The 16,540-nt window shown below is 50.5% G+C and carries 12 protein-coding genes; 3 read left to right on the top strand and 9 right to left on the bottom strand.

Going from position 1 to position 16,540, the window contains the following annotated elements:
• Positions 1-7 precede the first annotated feature (7 nt).
• Positions 8-475, bottom strand: coding sequence for a hypothetical protein (locus ACKFKH_RS18805; RefSeq protein ID WP_446859864.1), 468 nt, complete (start codon positions 473-475; stop codon positions 8-10).
• Positions 476-680: 205 nt separating this feature from the next.
• Between ACKFKH_RS18805 and ACKFKH_RS18800 the strand changes: the two genes are divergently transcribed.
• Positions 681-1,514, top strand: coding sequence for a DUF3479 domain-containing protein (locus tag ACKFKH_RS18800; RefSeq protein ID WP_446859863.1), 834 nt, complete (start codon positions 681-683; stop codon positions 1,512-1,514).
• Positions 1,427-4,378 (top strand): cobaltochelatase subunit CobN, encoded by a 2,952-nt coding sequence (locus tag ACKFKH_RS18795; RefSeq protein WP_446859909.1) that lies wholly within the window; start codon positions 1,427-1,429, stop codon positions 4,376-4,378. The genes ACKFKH_RS18800 and ACKFKH_RS18795 overlap by 88 nt, the downstream gene beginning before the upstream one ends.
• A 238-nt stretch (positions 4,379-4,616) precedes the next feature.
• On the opposite strand, the gene ACKFKH_RS18790 is transcribed toward ACKFKH_RS18795, so the two are convergent.
• The 5 genes from ACKFKH_RS18790 to ACKFKH_RS18770 all read right to left on the bottom strand — a co-directional run bounded on the left by ACKFKH_RS18790 (position 4,617) and on the right by ACKFKH_RS18770 (position 12,123).
• A complete protein-coding gene (locus ACKFKH_RS18790) occupies positions 4,617-5,450 on the bottom strand; it encodes a histidine kinase (RefSeq protein ID WP_446859862.1) in 834 nt (277 codons plus the stop codon).
• 220 nt (positions 5,451-5,670) lie between these two features.
• A complete protein-coding gene (locus ACKFKH_RS18785) occupies positions 5,671-6,213 on the bottom strand; it encodes an outer membrane beta-barrel protein (protein WP_446859861.1) in 543 nt (180 codons plus the stop codon).
• 593 nt (positions 6,214-6,806) lie between these two features.
• On the bottom strand, positions 6,807-7,757 hold the full coding sequence (locus ACKFKH_RS18780; protein ID WP_446859860.1) for a diguanylate cyclase domain-containing protein: 951 nt from the start codon (positions 7,755-7,757) through the stop codon (positions 6,807-6,809).
• Positions 7,745-10,918 (bottom strand): PAS domain S-box protein, encoded by a 3,174-nt coding sequence (locus tag ACKFKH_RS18775; RefSeq protein WP_446859859.1) that lies wholly within the window; start codon positions 10,916-10,918, stop codon positions 7,745-7,747. Before ACKFKH_RS18775 ends, ACKFKH_RS18780 begins: the two co-directional genes overlap by 13 nt.
• A 233-nt stretch (positions 10,919-11,151) precedes the next feature.
• Positions 11,152-12,123 carry a YegS/Rv2252/BmrU family lipid kinase gene (locus tag ACKFKH_RS18770; RefSeq protein WP_446859858.1) on the bottom strand — a complete coding sequence of 324 codons (972 nt, stop codon included), beginning with the start codon at positions 12,121-12,123 and terminating at the stop codon, positions 11,152-11,154.
• 152 nt (positions 12,124-12,275) lie between these two features.
• Here ACKFKH_RS18770 and ACKFKH_RS18765 point away from each other — a divergent pair, with 152 nt between their 5' ends.
• The gene (locus ACKFKH_RS18765; RefSeq protein WP_446859857.1) at positions 12,276-12,533 is read left to right on the top strand and encodes a chlororespiratory reduction protein 7; all 258 of its coding nucleotides are present in this window, start codon (positions 12,276-12,278) and stop codon (positions 12,531-12,533) included.
• 479 nt (positions 12,534-13,012) lie between these two features.
• Here ACKFKH_RS18765 and ACKFKH_RS18760 read toward each other — a convergent pair whose 3' ends face one another.
• The 3 genes from ACKFKH_RS18760 to ACKFKH_RS18750 form a co-directional block, all read right to left on the bottom strand.
• Entirely contained in the window at positions 13,013-13,666 is a 654-nt protein-coding gene (locus tag ACKFKH_RS18760; RefSeq protein ID WP_446859856.1) for a TMEM165/GDT1 family protein, read from the bottom strand.
• 473 nt (positions 13,667-14,139) lie between these two features.
• Positions 14,140-14,763, bottom strand: a complete 624-nt coding sequence (locus tag ACKFKH_RS18755; RefSeq protein WP_446859855.1) for a hypothetical protein — start codon at positions 14,761-14,763, stop codon at positions 14,140-14,142.
• Between the two features lie 11 nt (positions 14,764-14,774).
• The gene (locus ACKFKH_RS18750; protein WP_446859854.1) at positions 14,775-16,499 is read right to left on the bottom strand and encodes a succinate dehydrogenase/fumarate reductase flavoprotein subunit; all 1,725 of its coding nucleotides are present in this window, start codon (positions 16,497-16,499) and stop codon (positions 14,775-14,777) included.
• Positions 16,500-16,540: the final 41 nt, after the last annotated feature.

Here is a 16,540-nt window from a genome sequence, read left to right as displayed (position 1 = left end):
CTAATCTCTACGCTGTCGCCTGATCACTCTTCGGTCTGCGAGGTTTGCGGTGAAATCGCTGTCCTAATTCCCCCACAACTCCCTCTAGCCCAGCACCTTGACCACTCGCCTTTGCATAACCATATACCTGCAACGCGGCCGCATACGCCTCACTCCCCGCCGCCATCGTCGTATCATCCACCAACGTCTGTAGCTGACTTAGCGCCACCACAATGGGATACATCGCTTCAAACAATTCCACATCGCGCCGCATTTCATCCAAATCAAACGCACGAGGCAAAAAGTCCGGGTTCTGCGTCGCCACCTCCAGCGCCTTAATCACAAACGCCCGACTCTTATCGCCCATCTTGGGCAACCCCTGACGCTGCTCCGCCGTCAAACCCACCAAAAACGGCAGCTTTGATTTGATCGTCGCGATCGCTTCCATCACCGTTTCTCTATCTGCCTTCGTCAACGTCGTACTGATTCTATTCATCGTCGTCAAAATTTCTAGGAGTCAATGCCTGTAGAGTGCCCAAACTGCCTTAGATTTGTCGTGTGATTTCAGAATCCGTCCCAGGTCTAATGTCCAAGGTCTAGAGTCTAATGTCCAACCTTCAATCTCTTTAGCGCTTTTGTCATTTCGACTGACGTTAAACTTGAGAGACTCCACACTTCTCAACAACAGGCTAATAACGGGCATGAAGCGCATTGTTTTGATTGCGGGCTTTGAGTCATTTAACGCTGACCTCTATCGGCAGGCGGCCCAGGTTGCTCAGGCACGGTGCCCAGCCTTGGATATTTTGGTGTTTAGCGATCGCGATCTCGCCTCCAATTCCACTCAAGTCGAAGTGGCCCTGCAAACGGCTGACGTGTTTTTTGGAAGTTTGTTGTTTGACTACGATCAAGTGATGTGGCTAAGAGAACGGGTGAAGCGCATTCCCATTCGTCTCGTCTTTGAGTCAGCGTTGGAGTTGATGAGTTTGACGCAGTTGGGCAAATTTGCGATCGGTGACAAGCCCAAAGGAATACCGAAGCCCGTCAAATTCATTCTCGACAAATTCAGTAATGGGCGCGAAGAAGACAAGTTAGCGGGCTACATTAGTTTTCTCAAAGTCGGCCCCAAGCTGCTGAAGTTTGTCCCAGGGCAAAAAGTCCAGGATTTGCGAAACTGGCTAATTGTTTACGGCTACTGGAATGCAGGCGGCTCCGACAACGTGGCAGCCCTATTTTGGACGCTGGCCGAAAAGTACCTCGGTCTAGAAATTGGCGAAATTGCAGCCCCGATCGAAACCCCCAACATCGGACTCCTCCACCCCGACTACGCAGGCTACTTCGAGTCTCCCCAACAGTACTTGGACTGGTACGCCACCAAACAAACCCCCTCCTCCCTCCTCCCTCCTCCCTCCTCCCTCCTCCCTCCTCCCTCTCTTCCTCCCTTCCCACGATCGCCCTCCTCCTCTATCGCAAACACGTCATCACCAAACAGCCTTACATTCCGCAACTCATTCGTCAGTTTGAGCAGGCTGGTTTGATTCCGTTGCCGATTTTTATCAACGGCGTTGAGGGACATGTCGCCGTCCGCGATTGGATGACGACCACCTATGAGCAAGCGCAACGCCAGAAAGGAATTCGAGAAACGCCCTCGTTGTCGGCTGAGGCGGTGACTGTGGATGCGATCGTTTCCACCATTGGGTTTCCGCTAGTCGGCGGCCCCGCTGGCTCAATGGAAGCAGGTCGTCAGATCGAAGTTGCCAAACGGATTCTCAGCGCCAAAAACGTGCCCTATATGGTTGCCGCACCGCTGTTAATTCAAGACATCCACTCCTGGACACGACAGGGAATCGGCGGATTGCAAAGCGTTGTACTGTATGCCTTACCAGAGTTGGATGGGGCGATCGACACGATTCCCTTGGGCGGCTTGGTCGGAGAAAAGATTTACCTGATTCCCAATCGCGTCAAGCGGCTCACAGGCAGGCTCAAACAGTGGATTCAACTACATCAAACTGCAACGAGCGATCGCAAACTCGCCATTATTCTCTACGACTTTCCACCGGGCTATGGTGCAACGGGAACGGCTGCTTTATTGAACGTGCCGCGATCGCTACTCAACCTGCTCAAAGCACTCAAAGAACAAGGCTACACCGTCGGCGATCTGCCCGAAGATGGCGAAGATCTGATTCGTCAAGTCAAAGCAGCCGACACAGACATTCACCCTGATCAAACCTCAATTTCCACACGCAAGCTCGAAAAATGGCTCGGCTATCTGCTCACATCACGAGTCGAAAAACAGTGGAAATCGCTTTCAGGAAGCGGCATCAAGACGTTGGGCGATGACCTGGTTTGGGGCGGAGTGCAACTGGGTAACGTGTGGATTGGCGTACAGCCCCCGTTGGGAATTTCGGGCGATCCGATGCGGCTGATGTTTGAGCGAGATTTGACCCCTCATCCGCAATATGCCGCTTTTTATCAGTGGTTGCAAAAAGACTTGCAGGCGAATGCGCTGATTCACTTTGGAATGCACGGCACGGTCGAATGGCTGCCGGGTTCTCCGTTGGGCAACACGGGCTATTCGTGGTCTGACATTCTCTTGGGCGATTTGCCAAATCTCTACATTTATGCGGCAAACAATCCCTCAGAATCGATTCTGGCCAAACGTCGGGGCTATGGCGTGCTGATTTCTCACAACGTGCCGCCCTATGGTCGATCGGGCTTATACAAAGAATTAATGTCTCTCAGAGAGTTGATCGCAGAATATCGAGAAGATCCCGAAAAGAATGACTTGTTGAGAAGTGCGATCGCCAAAAAAATCGCAGACACCGGACTGGATGCCGACTGTCCCTTTGACGATGCAAAACGCCTGGGCATTGCCTTCACGCCAGAAACCATTGGACTCTTTAGCCGCGATGCTTTCAATCAGTATTTAGTCAAACTCTACGAATATCTGCAAATTCTCGAAAATCGGCTCTTCTCATCCGGCTTGCACACACTAGGCGAACCTCCCAACCCAGAAGCGTTAGAAACCTACCTCAACGCCTACTTTGATCAAGAGATTCTAAACAGCGATCAGCTTCTCGAAGCCGACAAAATTCGCAATCTGCTGGCTCAAAACACAGACGAATTGACGAATCTGCTGCGCGGCCTCAACGGTGAATACATTCCGCCTGCGCCGGGGGGTGATTTGCTGCGCGATGGAGCGGGTGTTTTGCCAACGGGACGCAACATTCACGCGCTTGACCCTTATCGGATGCCTTCTCCGGCTGCCTATGAGAGAGGACGAGCGATCGCTCAAAAAATCCTCACCCAACATTTGCAGGAACACGGCACCTATCCTGAAACCGTAGCCGTCATGCTCTGGGGCTTGGATGCCATCAAAACCAAAGGCGAATCGCTAGGAATCTTGCTCGAACTGGTGGGTGCAGTCCCCGTCAAAGAAGGCACAGGTCGAATTGTGCGCTATGAATTGCAGCCCCTCGAAATCGTCGGACATCCTCGAATCGACGTATTAGCCAACCTTTCGGGCATCTTTCGCGATAGCTTCGTCAACATTATCGAACTGCTCGATGATCTATTTCAGCGATCGGCAGACGCAGACGAGCCAGAAGACCAAAACTTCATCCGTAAGCATGTTTTGAGTCTGCGATCGCAAGGAGTTGAGAACGCATCCGCAAGACTCTTCTCAAATCCAGCAGGCGACTATGGTTCGCTAGTCAACGATCAAGTGGTTGCCGGAAACTGGGAATCTGGAGACGAACTCGCACAAACCTGGCAAGGTCGAAACGTCTTCAGCTATGGCAGAAAGGACAAAGGAGAAGCGCGATCGCAGGTCTTAGAAACGCTGTTGAAAACGACCGATCGGATCGTTCAAGAAATTGACTCTGTGGAATATGGCTTAACCGACATTCAAGAATACTACGCCAACACAGGCGGACTGAAACGCGCCGCAGAAAATCAGCAGGGTAAAAAGGTACAAGCCAGCTTTGTCGAAAGTTTCTCAAAAGACACCACACCACGCAATTTAGAAGACCTGTTACGGCTAGAATACCGCACCAAATTACTCAACCCCAAATGGGCAGAATCGATGGCTACACAAGGTTCAGGAGGTGCCTACGAAATCTCTCAGCGAATGACTGCGTTAATCGGATGGAGTGGCACCGTAGACTTCAAAGACCAATGGGTTTATGACCAGTCCGCAGAAACTTATGCGCTCGATTCAGAGATGGCAAACAGACTCAAAGAATCAAACCCAGAAGCCTTTCGCAACATCGTCGGCAGACTTTTAGAAGCAAACGGCAGAGGATTTTGGCAACCCGATCCCGACAAGCTGACAACGCTACGAGAACTCTACGAGACAGCAGATGAAGCGATCGAAGGAGTCACCCCAACCGCAACACTTTAAGTAATTCAAAATTACAGTAAACGCAAAAATCCCCGTGCATTGGAGCGATCGGAGATTCTGTCAATGTCAGTTTAATGATTTTTTCGCTTCCTTGCTTGGAACTTCTGCCCCCCAACCCCCCATTCTGGGGGACTTTAAGAGAGGAAGCTTGCTTCAAAGTCCCTCACTCGTGGGGGATTTAGGGGGCTGAAGGGTTAAACACCGAAGCGAAAAAATAACCCAGCAAATTCATGGTTAATTACAGTTCGCGATCACGCTCGATCTTTCTAGCAGGCGGCAACTCGTGATTCACTTTGTGGGTTTCCTTGTCGGACTCTTTGATCAAATCTGTGGCCTGCTTGAGGAGATCTTTGAGCAATTTACGAACCTGACGTTCTCTTTTCGCTAACGCCGTTCCTGCTTCACCCAAACTTGATTCTAACTCGGCTGCTTTTTGATCCGCTTGACCTTTGAGAGACTCAGCTTGAGGACGCGCCTGTTCGTACCACTTTTTGGCATCGTCTAAATGCTCTTGAGCGCGATCGTAATAGCCTTCACTTCGAGCCGCAAGATTGGCTCTCAAAATGGCCGCTTGCGCTTGCAGTTGGGCGTACCGTTTCTTCAACAAAGCAACCTCCTCACTGTCGCGGATGGTAGCGATCGCTTGCTCAATTTGCTCCCGCACTTCAGCAGACATGTCTTTGCTTGCGTCCTTGAGTCCCGCGAGTCCTTCCTCGACTTCCTGTTCAAGTTCGCCTTCTTGCTCGTCTAATTGCGCTTGAAGCCGCTTAACTTCTGACTCAGTTTCAGAAATTTTTTGCTGACGCGCCCGACTGATGCCTTCGATCACGCCTTCCACCGAAGCGGTTACTTCTTCCTTAACATGTTCACCACTCTCTTGAATGCCAGATAGCGCAGAAGTAAACGCATCTTTGACAATCGATCGCAGTTCACTAGAGCCAATTTTGACTTCTGAAGTCACTTGAGAAACCGCAGATCTGACAATTTCACGAATGCGATCGGTACGCACTTGTCCCACTTCTTTAACTTGCTTCAAATCAGTTGAAATCTTTTCTTTGACAGGATTCGTCATGGTTTTCTCCTAATAGGAATACGTCTTACGATCGAGTATTTTTAAGCAATATCTGTCTTCAATTTCAATATGACGAAGTTTCTCACCTTTAACCTCTCTCTTTAGACGGGAAAAGCCAAAAAAAACGGCCTCGATCACCCGATCAGAAGCCGTTAGGAGTTCAGATGATAGCTATCTCACAAAGGAAGCTGCACCCGATTTCTTTAATTAGAAGCTGAGATTAGAAGCTGAGACCAACACCCGCTTGCACGCTCAAAGCACCTGAATTGCTACCTTGGTAAGCGTTGATGCCATATTTCGCATCGCTGTAGACCACCACACCCTTAGCAACTTGAGACTCGACACCCGCCGTAATTACCGCCGCGTCTTTGTTGCCGATTTGAGAAGACTGATTTTCGTTTTGCACAAAAGAGTAGCCTGCACCGCCATAAACGTTGGTGTTTCTGCTCACAGGCAGGTCATAGGTCACAGTCGGAATCACAGCGCTGTTTTTGCCTGTATAGAGGACAGTCCCTCTCACAGAAACAGGCGCATTCGGAACTGCAAAACGACCTTGAATGTTTCCACCAAATACAGCCGCATCGTTAGTGCGTCCTCCATTGGTTACGCCTGCCGAAGCGCCAGCGCCCACATAGCTACGATCGAAGCGATCGGTTTGAGTGCCGATGGGTTGAGCCGAAGCGGAACCCGCACCTAAGAAAAGAGGAGCAACGGCTGCAATGGAAATCGAAAGAAGGGCAACGGACTTAAGAGAGAGTTTCATTTTCGTATCCCTGAGTGACGTGAGTTTGTGTTTGCTTTCTTACTTTCTAAGTCGTAAGAATTGATTGAATTGTTCCAGGGATTTCAACAAGCTTTTAGTTTAATCAAGGGACTTTTTGAAGGAATCTCAAAAGTTTTGATGAGTCGGTTGGAAGCAGTTGAAACTTAATTGCCCGGAAACAAAGAGTGGTTAGTTCCTGATGGGTATTCACCTCTCATATCTATAGTTTTAGTGTGCAGTTCAGTTTGATTTGTAGTCTGATGGTCTGTTTGCAAACTGTCACATAAATTCCGTAATGTTTTAGTCTTGAGAAGCAATAAATTACAGAGTTTCTGTTAGTTAAAGGTGCAATTAAGTTCGGTAAATACTACCTGTGATTCACAAAAGCCAGCGCAAAAAACAAGCTCTCTGGCTCTCTATACCTGTGATGCGAAACTGATTTCAAGTGACGATTAATCCAGTCTCTTTAAGCTTGAGAATTGATCGCTGCCTGATTCCCTCACTTCCTACTTAGCAACAGGAACGATCGCAAGAAATCCAAATCGCTAATAGATTAGATGAAACCTACGGCTGGATTGTTCCATTTGAGGTAGCTAGACAATCGTGCAGTAGCGATCGCGCCCTTCTGCCTTGGCCTGATAAAGCGCCTTGTCTGCCGCCGTAATTAGCGTCTCTGGAGGCTTGTGCTGCGTCGGAATCGTCATCGTCACCCCCAAACTCACCGTGACGATCGGCTCGACTTTAGAGGTCAGATGGGCAATTTTCAAGCGCTTGACTCCTAATTGAATCTCCTGCGCCACCTGAATGGCCCCCTCAAGATCAGTCGTCGGCAAAACCACCGCAAATTCTTCGCCGCCATAGCGGGCAGGTAAATCGATCGCTCGTTTCGCCGCATTTTGAATAATCTGGGCCACCTGCCTGAGACAGTCATCGCCCGCCTGATGCCCGTAAGTGTCGTTAAACAGCTTAAAACAGTCAATATCACAAAGAATCAGCGACAACGGCAATTGCTCTCGCAGCATGTGTGACCATTCTTGCTGGAGATACTCATCAAAACGGCGACGGTTGGCCACCTGAGTCAGCCCATCAAACGACGCGAGACGCTGAAGTTCGTGGTTGGCTTCTTCAAGCTGCTGATAGAGGCGCACCTGCTGGATCAATCGCCGAACTCGCTGCCGCAGCACCGCCCAATGAATCGGCTTGGTAATGTAATCGACCGCCCCCGCCGAAAAGGCCTGATCTACCGACTCTTGATCCTCTAGCCCGGTGATCATCAAAACAGGAGTCTTGCTGCCCCCTTCGCACAGGTCTTGAATCCGCTTACAGCAGGCAAACCCATCTAACACAGGCATGATCGCATCCAGCAAAACCACGTCGGGGCGCAGTCGCGAAAATAGGGTCAAGCAGGCCTCACCGTCGATCGCCTCTACTACCTGATAGCCGTCTTGCTCCATCGCTTGGCGCAACCCAATCCGAGTCGTTTTGTCATCATCAGCGACCAGAATCAACGGAGGATTATGGTTAGAGCGCATTATCTCTGACATTGCTGAAGTTCCAGGTTGAGCGAAGCTTTCACGTTGTCGTATTCAGCCTCCAGTTGGCATACTTTTGAGGCAACACTTTCTAGAGTTCCCAGTTGCAGTAGGGTTTCCAACTCTCGGCAGAATTCGGCCAACTGGATCGCGCCCAACATGCCGCTGGTCGATTTGAGGGTATGGACTGCCTGTTGTAGGGCGAGCCAATCCTGGGTTTCGGCGGCTGTTTGAATCGTTTGCACCAGTTTGAACGCATCGAGCAGGTAGCTGTTAATAATATCAGCTAGAAAGGTTTCTCCTTCATTAGCCAGACTGCGGATTGCTTGCAGCGCTTTGCGGTTGAGGGTGATGCGATCGGGCGAAGTGCGCGGGGTCGATCGCCCAGACGGATCTGTCGGAGTGCCTCCCAACGCGAGTCTAAAGGCATTGTCCCGGTGAGCCTGATTGAGTGCCCGCATCAAAGCCTCGATCCGAATCGGCTTGCTCAGGTAGTCATCCATGCCGACATCTAGGCAGGTTTGGCGATCGCCCTGCATGGCGTTGGCGGTCATAGCGATGATATAGGGGCGCAGCCGAGGGGCCCACTCTTGATGAATCTGCTGAGTGGTAATCAGCCCGTCCATTTCTGGCATCTGGACATCCATCAAAACCACATCATAGGCTTGACGGCGCAGGGCCTCTAACACTTCCAGCCCGTTTCCAGCGACATCGGCGCGATAGCCCAACCGTTGCAGGAGATGCAGGGCGACTTTTTGGTTAACCACATTGTCCTCAGCCAGCAAAATCCGCAGGGGATAAGGGTCGATCGGGCAGGCTTCCTCGGAGGCGGGCGATCGTTCCTGCACCAGTTGAGGCGGCGGGGGCACGATAAATACGGACTTTGCGGTGATTGTGAAGTAGAACGTAGAGCCTTGTCTGGCAATCACGCGAGGCACTTGAGTAGGCGGATCTCCCCCGACTTGTCCGTTGCTCTCGACCCACATTTGACCGCCCATCATTTCGCTCAGACGTTTGCTGATTGCTAGCCCTAGTCCGGTGCCTCCATATTGGCGACTGGTCGAAGAATCAACCTGACTAAAGGATTTGAAGAGGCGATCCATGCGATCGGGCGGAATGCCAATTCCGGTATCCTGGACAGCAAAACGAAGGGAGGTGTGAGACGTGCGTGGGGCGTTGGGATCGGCTTGAACGGTGACTAAAATCTCTCCTTTGTCGGTAAATTTGATGGCATTGCTCAACAGATTGACGAGAATTTGTCGTAGTCGAGTTGCGTCACCAATAATCGTTCTGGGCAGATCTGGGGCGATTTTGTAGGACAGGTGCAGTTTCTTTTCGGCGGCTCTGGTGATCAGCAGGTCGATCGAGTCGCTGACACAGGCTTGCAGATCGATGGGCTGCTGTTCTAATTCGAGTTTGCCAGACTCAATTTTTGAGAAGTCGAGAATGTCGTTGATGATCGTCAACAGCGTGTCGCCACTGCCCCGAATCGTTTCGATAAAGTCGCGCTGCTGATGGGTCAACTCCATATCGAGCAGGAGTCCCGTCAAGCCAATCACCGCATTCATCGGCGTGCGAATCTCGTGGCTCATGGTGGCCAAAAATTCGCCTTTGGCTCGGTTGGCATCTTCTGCGGCTTTTTTAGCTTGTTCTAAGGCCACATTCTGATTGGTCAGTTTTTCGCGCTGAAGGGTTTCTCGCTTTAACAGACGCGCCTGGGCGAGGGCAATTCCCACCTGATCGGCGACGGCTTCGAGCAGTTCGATTTCGTCCTCGCTCCATTGCCGAAACGAGTCACACTGATGTAGGCTGATCAATCCGTTGGGGTGCCCCTGATAAGAGGTGCGAATCGCCAGCATGGATTTAAGCTGAATCTGTTGGCAAAGCCCGACCACCGGGTGCAGCAGTGGGTCAATGTAGACATTCAAAGAGGCAATGGCTCGATCGGAACCGAGCATCGCTTCGACGTGAAGATTGCCTTCAAGGGGGATTTCTAGCCCAAATAGAGACGGCCAGCCAGATTCTAGATACTCAGCGACGATCGGGATCTTGGGCGAAGAGGTCTCCAATTGAGATAGCTCAAACCCAGAAAGGAGTGCGTCATCGGCGGTGCCCACATAGGCGTGAATCAGGCAGCGATTGACCCGAAAGGCTCGACCAATCTGCGTGGCCGTGGTTTGGACGATCTGCTGGGTATCCAGACTTTGCCGAATTTCTTGCGTAATCTGTCTCAGCAGTAATGTGCGCTGATATTGGCGCTGTAGGGCATCTTCGGCTCGTTTGCGTTCTGTGGTATCGGTCTGTACGCCGACATAGTGAGTCAATCGCCCCTGGGCATCGCGGACGGGAGAAACCGAAAGCTCGTTCCAAAAGAGGGTGCCATCTTTGCGGTAGTTTCGCAGGTTGACGACGCAGTCTTCTCCAGCTTTGATGGCGCTTCGCAAAGATTCTAAAGCCATCTGGTTGGCTTCGGGGCCTTCGAGAAAGCGCCCATTTTTGCCTACGACTTCATCGGCGCTGTAGCCTGTGATCCGCTCAAAGCCGGGGTTCACGTAGATCATGGGATTGTCAGGCAGCGTCGCGTCGGTGATGATGATGCCGTTGCTGCTGGCTCCGATCGCGCGTTCTAATAATCGCAGGCGCACCTCGGACTGTTTGGCTTCGGTGATGTCGCGACAGATGCAGATAAATCCGCCCTGGGTGAGGGTGAGCGAGATTTCTTCATAAAAGGTGCTACCGTCCTGACGTTTGGCGATCGCTTCTCCGCGCCATTGACCTTCTCGGTGCAGGATGGGCAAGATTTCTCCTTCGATCCGCGCCATCTCATCGGGGTAATAGAGCGTTGTCAACGATTTGCCCACCAGATTGCGGCTGTGCTGGTAGCCAAAAATTCTTAAATAAGCGTCGTTGAGATAGAGAAACTGACCATCGTCGCTGAGAATCGCGATCCCGTCCATAGCGGCGACAACGGCGATCGATTGATGGTGCAGAGACTCTTGATCGGTGAGCAGGTGGGTAGCTTGCTGAATTAAACGACGGGCGATGGGATGAGTCTTTAGACGTGACTTTTTTTGCCTTAGCCGCCGAATCAAAAAAATCAGCAGAGCAAGGTTGCAGAGTGCCGCGATCGCATTTGCACTCAGAAAAGCCCACTCAACAGTCACTGCAAGCATTCAAGTTCGCTCTTACGGATGACTAATCTAGCCAGGTGCCTTTTCTTTTCGCAATGGAAGTTGACTGGATAACCCAAGTCAGGAGCCACGGAGATATTTGCTGGACTCCCGTCTTTCAGTGGGTCAACGTCCACGGAATTTTTTGGCCACTTCTTTAGTTATATTGCAACCCTTGATGATTAGTATCAAGCAAACTTCATCGGTGTCAAGCAGAATTCAGGAGTATCTGGCAATTAGCTAGCAAATTCTGGAGATTCTTTAGTCTCAACGACGAGATCAGGCAGTCCTTCTAGCTTTTCGGTGGGCACGACTTCTTCAACCAGGGGCACAAAAATCGTTAGCCCTCCCGGAACGCACTCAATGTCTACGGGTGTCACTCCGACCATTTCGCCATCCAAAACGACTTTCTGAGGCGGATTTGTCGTGATCTTAAACCGCTTGGCTCGTAGGTAGCCAATATCGTCACGCTCGGCTGGGGTGCCACTCAGAGCCGATTGCAGTAAGTGATAAGTAGCGGCGATCGCGCCTGCTTTATTAGAAGGGGCAACGATCGTCAGATCGAGCAAGCCATCATCGACAATCAAGCCCGACGGCCCTTGAGCCAATACGGAAGTTGCCGGAGCCGCATTGGCCACCGTCAGCGCAGACGCGGTAACCGAAATGATCTTATCTTCCGTTTCGATTTCGGTTTCAAAGGGTTCTAGATTGCGAAGTTGTTGGAGTCCGGCGAGCACGTAGGCCAGCATTCCAAAGCGATTTTTGGCTTCGCGATCGGCGCGTTCTACCGTTTCTGCTTCAAAGCCGATTCCGGCTAAAAGAACCATCGGTTTGCCGTTACAGAAGGCGGCATCGACGGTTTTGGTGTTGGACTGTAAGATAGTTTCACAAGCGGATTCGATCGTCGTCGGAATGCCCATCGCATTTGCAAACGCATTTGCGGTGCCACGTGCAATCACCCCTAACGGAATGCCCGTCCCTACCAGGGCTGTCGCCGCCGCCGAGAGGGTGCCATCGCCACCAGAGGCAATCACCGCATCAACCCCTTGAGCGATCGCTTGTTCTGCTAAATGGTCAGCATCTATTTCTTCGGTGGTCAGGTGAATATCCAGTTCGATGTCAGCCAGCAATGCTTTGATCGTTTCTAGGTCTTGGTCGGGGTTGCCTTGTCCAGCAACGGGGTTAAAGATGAGAAATGCAGAGCGCATAATAGAAGTTTGGTATAGAAACTAGACGGATGCCTTTTAGATAACATGTTTGCCCTGGCTGAAAGCTCATACCGACGATGGATTTCCGGGTTGTGAATCAATATTTTGTGATCGAACTGTCACAATAGATGTAGCTAAATTGGGAGCAAATTATGGCAGATTCTTTGATGTACCAGGAAGAGCATTTTGTGGTGTTAGAAACCGACCAACCAGAGCAATTTTTGACCGCTGACGAGATGTTAGAAAAGCTACGATCGATTTTGTCTGAGCGTCAAGATGCATTGCCTCCAGATTTGCAGAAGTTTTCAACGGTGGCAGATCAAGCCCAGCATCTGCTAGACACGACTTGCGATTTGGATATGGGGGCGGGGCAATATCTTCAGTGGTATGCGGTGCGATTAGAGAAGTAGGAAGAGGGGTGCGATTTGTCCCCAAAAGATTCAAAGACAAAGCTTTTTGTTGGGTGGTCAAAACTACATTTACCAGAACAAAAATCGCCGTTGCAGATGATTAAAACTCTGAATCAGTTTTCGAGTCTGCGAAGGTAGACTTCGTTTGGGTAGACGCAAACTCATTTCCAAAGCAACTTGTGAAGCACTCACTCTCAACAACTGATGAATTAGAGTTTCATAACTTTTGTAATTGATTAACGTGAATTCGATGAAATCTTTCGCTGCGGTTGTTAATCCAGGCAGCTCCCTAAATCCCCCACGAGTGAGGGACTTTGAACCAAAATCTTGTCTGAAAGTTCCTCAAAATTGGCAGCTTGGGGGGCAGAAGCGCTGAAGAACGAAGCAAAAGAAGCAAACCCCCTTTATCGAATTCACGTTTGATTAGAGGTGCGATCGCCAAATCTGCCTAATTTCATCCCTCATCCCTCCTTTCTCCCTCAACCCTCAAACCAGGACACGCCCGCAAACACCAAAAACAAAATGCCGCCGATCGTGGTTACCATGCGTTCTGAAATGTGCCCGGCGATCAGTTTGCCACCCATAACGGCGATCGCGGTGCAAATTCCATGTCCAACGATCGATCCGAGGGTGATCCCCAATGCGTTGTTGGTGGCTGCTAGAGTGATCGTCGTAATCTGAGTGCGATCGCCTAACTCTCCCATAAACACCAGCACAAAGGATTCTAAGCAAATGGCAAAGGGAGTCTTTTTCTTGAGGTTGGCTTCGGCTTGAGCGATCGCGGCAACCGCTTCTCGTTCGGCATCGGTGGCACAGTCAGCGAGGCGATCGTCTGCTGCGAGAGACTGATTGCCACATTCTGGAGGCATTTTGTAAGCGTCATACAGCAGCTTGAAACCAAAACCGACAAAGAGCAAGATTGAACCGTAGTGAATGATCGGTTGGGGCAACAGTCCCAAAAGCTGACCCAACGCCACCGAGAGAATCGTCATCAGCGACAACGCCGCGATCGAACCCGCAAACACATAGCGGCGGCGGTGACGCATCGCCAGACACATGGCAATAAAAAATGTCTTATCGCCCAGCTCATTAATGGTAATTAAGGTCAACCCAGCCGTAAAAGCACTCAACATCGGTCAAGCTCCTCAGAATTGTGGTGGCATCTGAGGTGACTTGATGAGAGTACAGATGACTCCACCAAGCCCACAACAGATGTGAACTTAGTGAAGGTCTCGCTTGCAAGAATGCCAGGTTTTAAGATCTAAGCTTTGAGGCTACCGAGTTGTTCTAACTCATCCCTCATCCCTCATCCCTCATCCCCTTTCTCTCCCTTGTCACTTGAACCAGGCTCATCGCCAGTATGTTGATTCAAATGGGCTGGTCAGAAACCAGCAGCTACTCCCCTTCAAACTGATGCAATTATATAGGTTATTGGGAGTGAGCGATCGAATAGAGTGATTGTACGTTAAAGATATGTGAATTCGATAAGAGGGACTCGCTTCATTAGCATCGCCTTCAGCCCCCTTGTATTAGGTTCAGTTACTCTCGTAATTGCTCTTCTAATGTTAAATGGAATCTGCATCCCACAGCGAAATATCCGATGTTATTAGGCGGCGTGTTCTATTGGTAAGACGGGAACGATCGCTCCCATCAAAATCCCCAAAATTTTGTTAACTTCTCGAATGTAGTATTCTGTAACATCAATGTGAACGAGCTTCTCTTCTAATGTGATAAAGCGCCAAAGTGTCCCGCTGGTCGTCACTCCATAGATGATTGGAATTTCATTTCCTGCTTTTTGATTAAACCGTTGAGCCGCAATCATTGAAGCAACACATTGCCCCAGACCCGCTTTGATGTTTTCATTCTTGGCTTCTGTAATCAAAATGACAGGCGCACTAATGAAAAACTGTTCTTTCGAGCCACTAATAATAAAATCACAAAAACCAGCAAGTCCTTGTTCAGGTTCGACATTAAACTCGGTGCCCGAAAACAGACTAATTTGGTTTTTCAACTGTCGTCTGACTTCGAGTAAAATAGGTGCAATCATCATTTCAGAACGAGCTTTTTCGGTATTGATTGCAGTGGCCAAAGGAATGGATTCCTCTAACATTTGTTTGAGAAAATTAGAGGGTTCTATCTCCTCGACATCAAAAAATAAGTTTCGGCTTTCCTCAAGGATTAAATCGAAGTCTTGCTGAACTTTTGAGAGGGTGAAATCGCTGTATGCCATAGGTTGAAACCTCAATACTTGCGCTCTTTGGGTTCAAATAGATTGACGGTGACGGGCAGATAGTCGATGTCGATCCCGGCGGCCGAGAAGTAGGCAAGCGTATGTTTGAGAAAAGTTTCGTCGTTGCGGGTTGAGAAGTCTTCTCGAAAGTGAGAGCCTCGACTTTCTTGGCGGTTGAGCGCCGACGTGAGAATCATTTCACCCACAATTAAAAGACTTCGTAACTCCAACGCTTCTGTGATTTCAGTGTTCCAGAGTTTGCCTTTGTCGTCGAGCCTGATTTGAGTATATTTTTGCTGAATTTCTCTGAGTTTGACCAGTCCCGCCTGCATCACTTCCGAAGTGCGAAACACGCCACAATGCTCGGTCATACAGTCTTGAAACGCTTGTCGAATCGCACCAATCCGGTATTCTCCAGGCTGATCGAGCAGCGTTTGAATTTGTGTTGCAGTTTCGGTCAGATACTTTTCAGGATTCAAGTCTGGAAGCTTGCGGTCTTGGACATATTGAGCGATCGCCGCTCCCGTTCTCCGTCCAAACACCACACATTCCAACAGTGAATTGCTGCCCAACCGATTGGCTCCATGCACCGACACACAAGCCGTCTCCCCTGCTGCAAAAAATCCCTCAACCAGATCGTGGCTGCTGGCTCTGACTCGTCCATCGGTATTGACGGGAATCCCCCCCATCGAGTAGTGAACTGTGGGACGAATGGGCATCGGTTGCGTCACGGCATCAATTCCGACTAGACGGTGCGCCTCTTCCCAACAAAACGGAACGCGGCTCATGATTTTCTCTCGTCCCATGTGGCGCAAGTCAAGATAAACAAACGTCCCGCCTTTGCTGCCGTCGAGATGAACGCCCCGGCCCGCGCGAGTTTCGTAGGTGATGGCGCGAGAAGTAATGTCACGGGGAGCCAACTCCATGCGCGAAGGTGCGTAATTGGCCATGAAGCGATCGCCCTCGCTATTAATCAGATAAGCCCCTTCTCCCCGCACCGCTTCCGAAATCAACACGCCCACAGGCAAGCCCGTCGGATGAAATTGCACAAACTCCATATCCTCTAGGGGCAAGCCAGCCATCGCGGTCATTGCCAACCCGTCCCCCGTCGAAGCGTAATCGTTGGAAGTCGTGTTGTAAACTCGCCCATAGCCGCCCGTCGCAAACATCACCGCCTTAGCGCGAACGACTTCTAGCTGCCCGGTTTCGATGTGATACATGACCACACCTTTGGCCTGTCCTTCTTCCAAAATCAGGCGCGTTACGTACCATTCTTCGTAGACTTTGACCCCATGCTTCATCAGATTGCAGATTAGCTCATGCAAAATCGCGTGACCCGTCTTGTCGGCCGCGTAGCAAGTCCGATTGTGAGAATGTCCGCCAAAGGCACGTTGAGCAATTCGCCCGTCAGGAAGGCGCGAAAACAAAACGCCCATGTGTTCTAAATCGATCACGACATCAGGGGCTTCTTGCGTGAGAATCGCGACAGCATCCTGATCCGCCAAATAGTCCGATCCCTTGACCGTATCGAAGGCGTGAGCTTCCCAAGTGTCAGTCGCATCGACATTTTTCAGGGTTGCGGCCATTCCGCCCTGAGCAGCGACGGAGTGCGATCGAATCGGGTGAGTTTTGGCCACCAGTCCGACACTCAAACTGGGATCGGTGCGGGCGATTTCGAGGGCTGCACGTGACCCTGCAAGTCCGCCGCCAACAATGATGACATCGTGATCGAGCATGTTGAGAAGGGAGGAGGGAGGAGGGAGGGACTTTAGACGTT

It is taken from the genome of Phormidesmis sp. 146-20 (assembly GCF_052939475.1).
The sequence above is the reverse complement of the archived record's forward strand: the minus strand, read 5'-3'. Positions and strand labels throughout refer to the sequence as shown.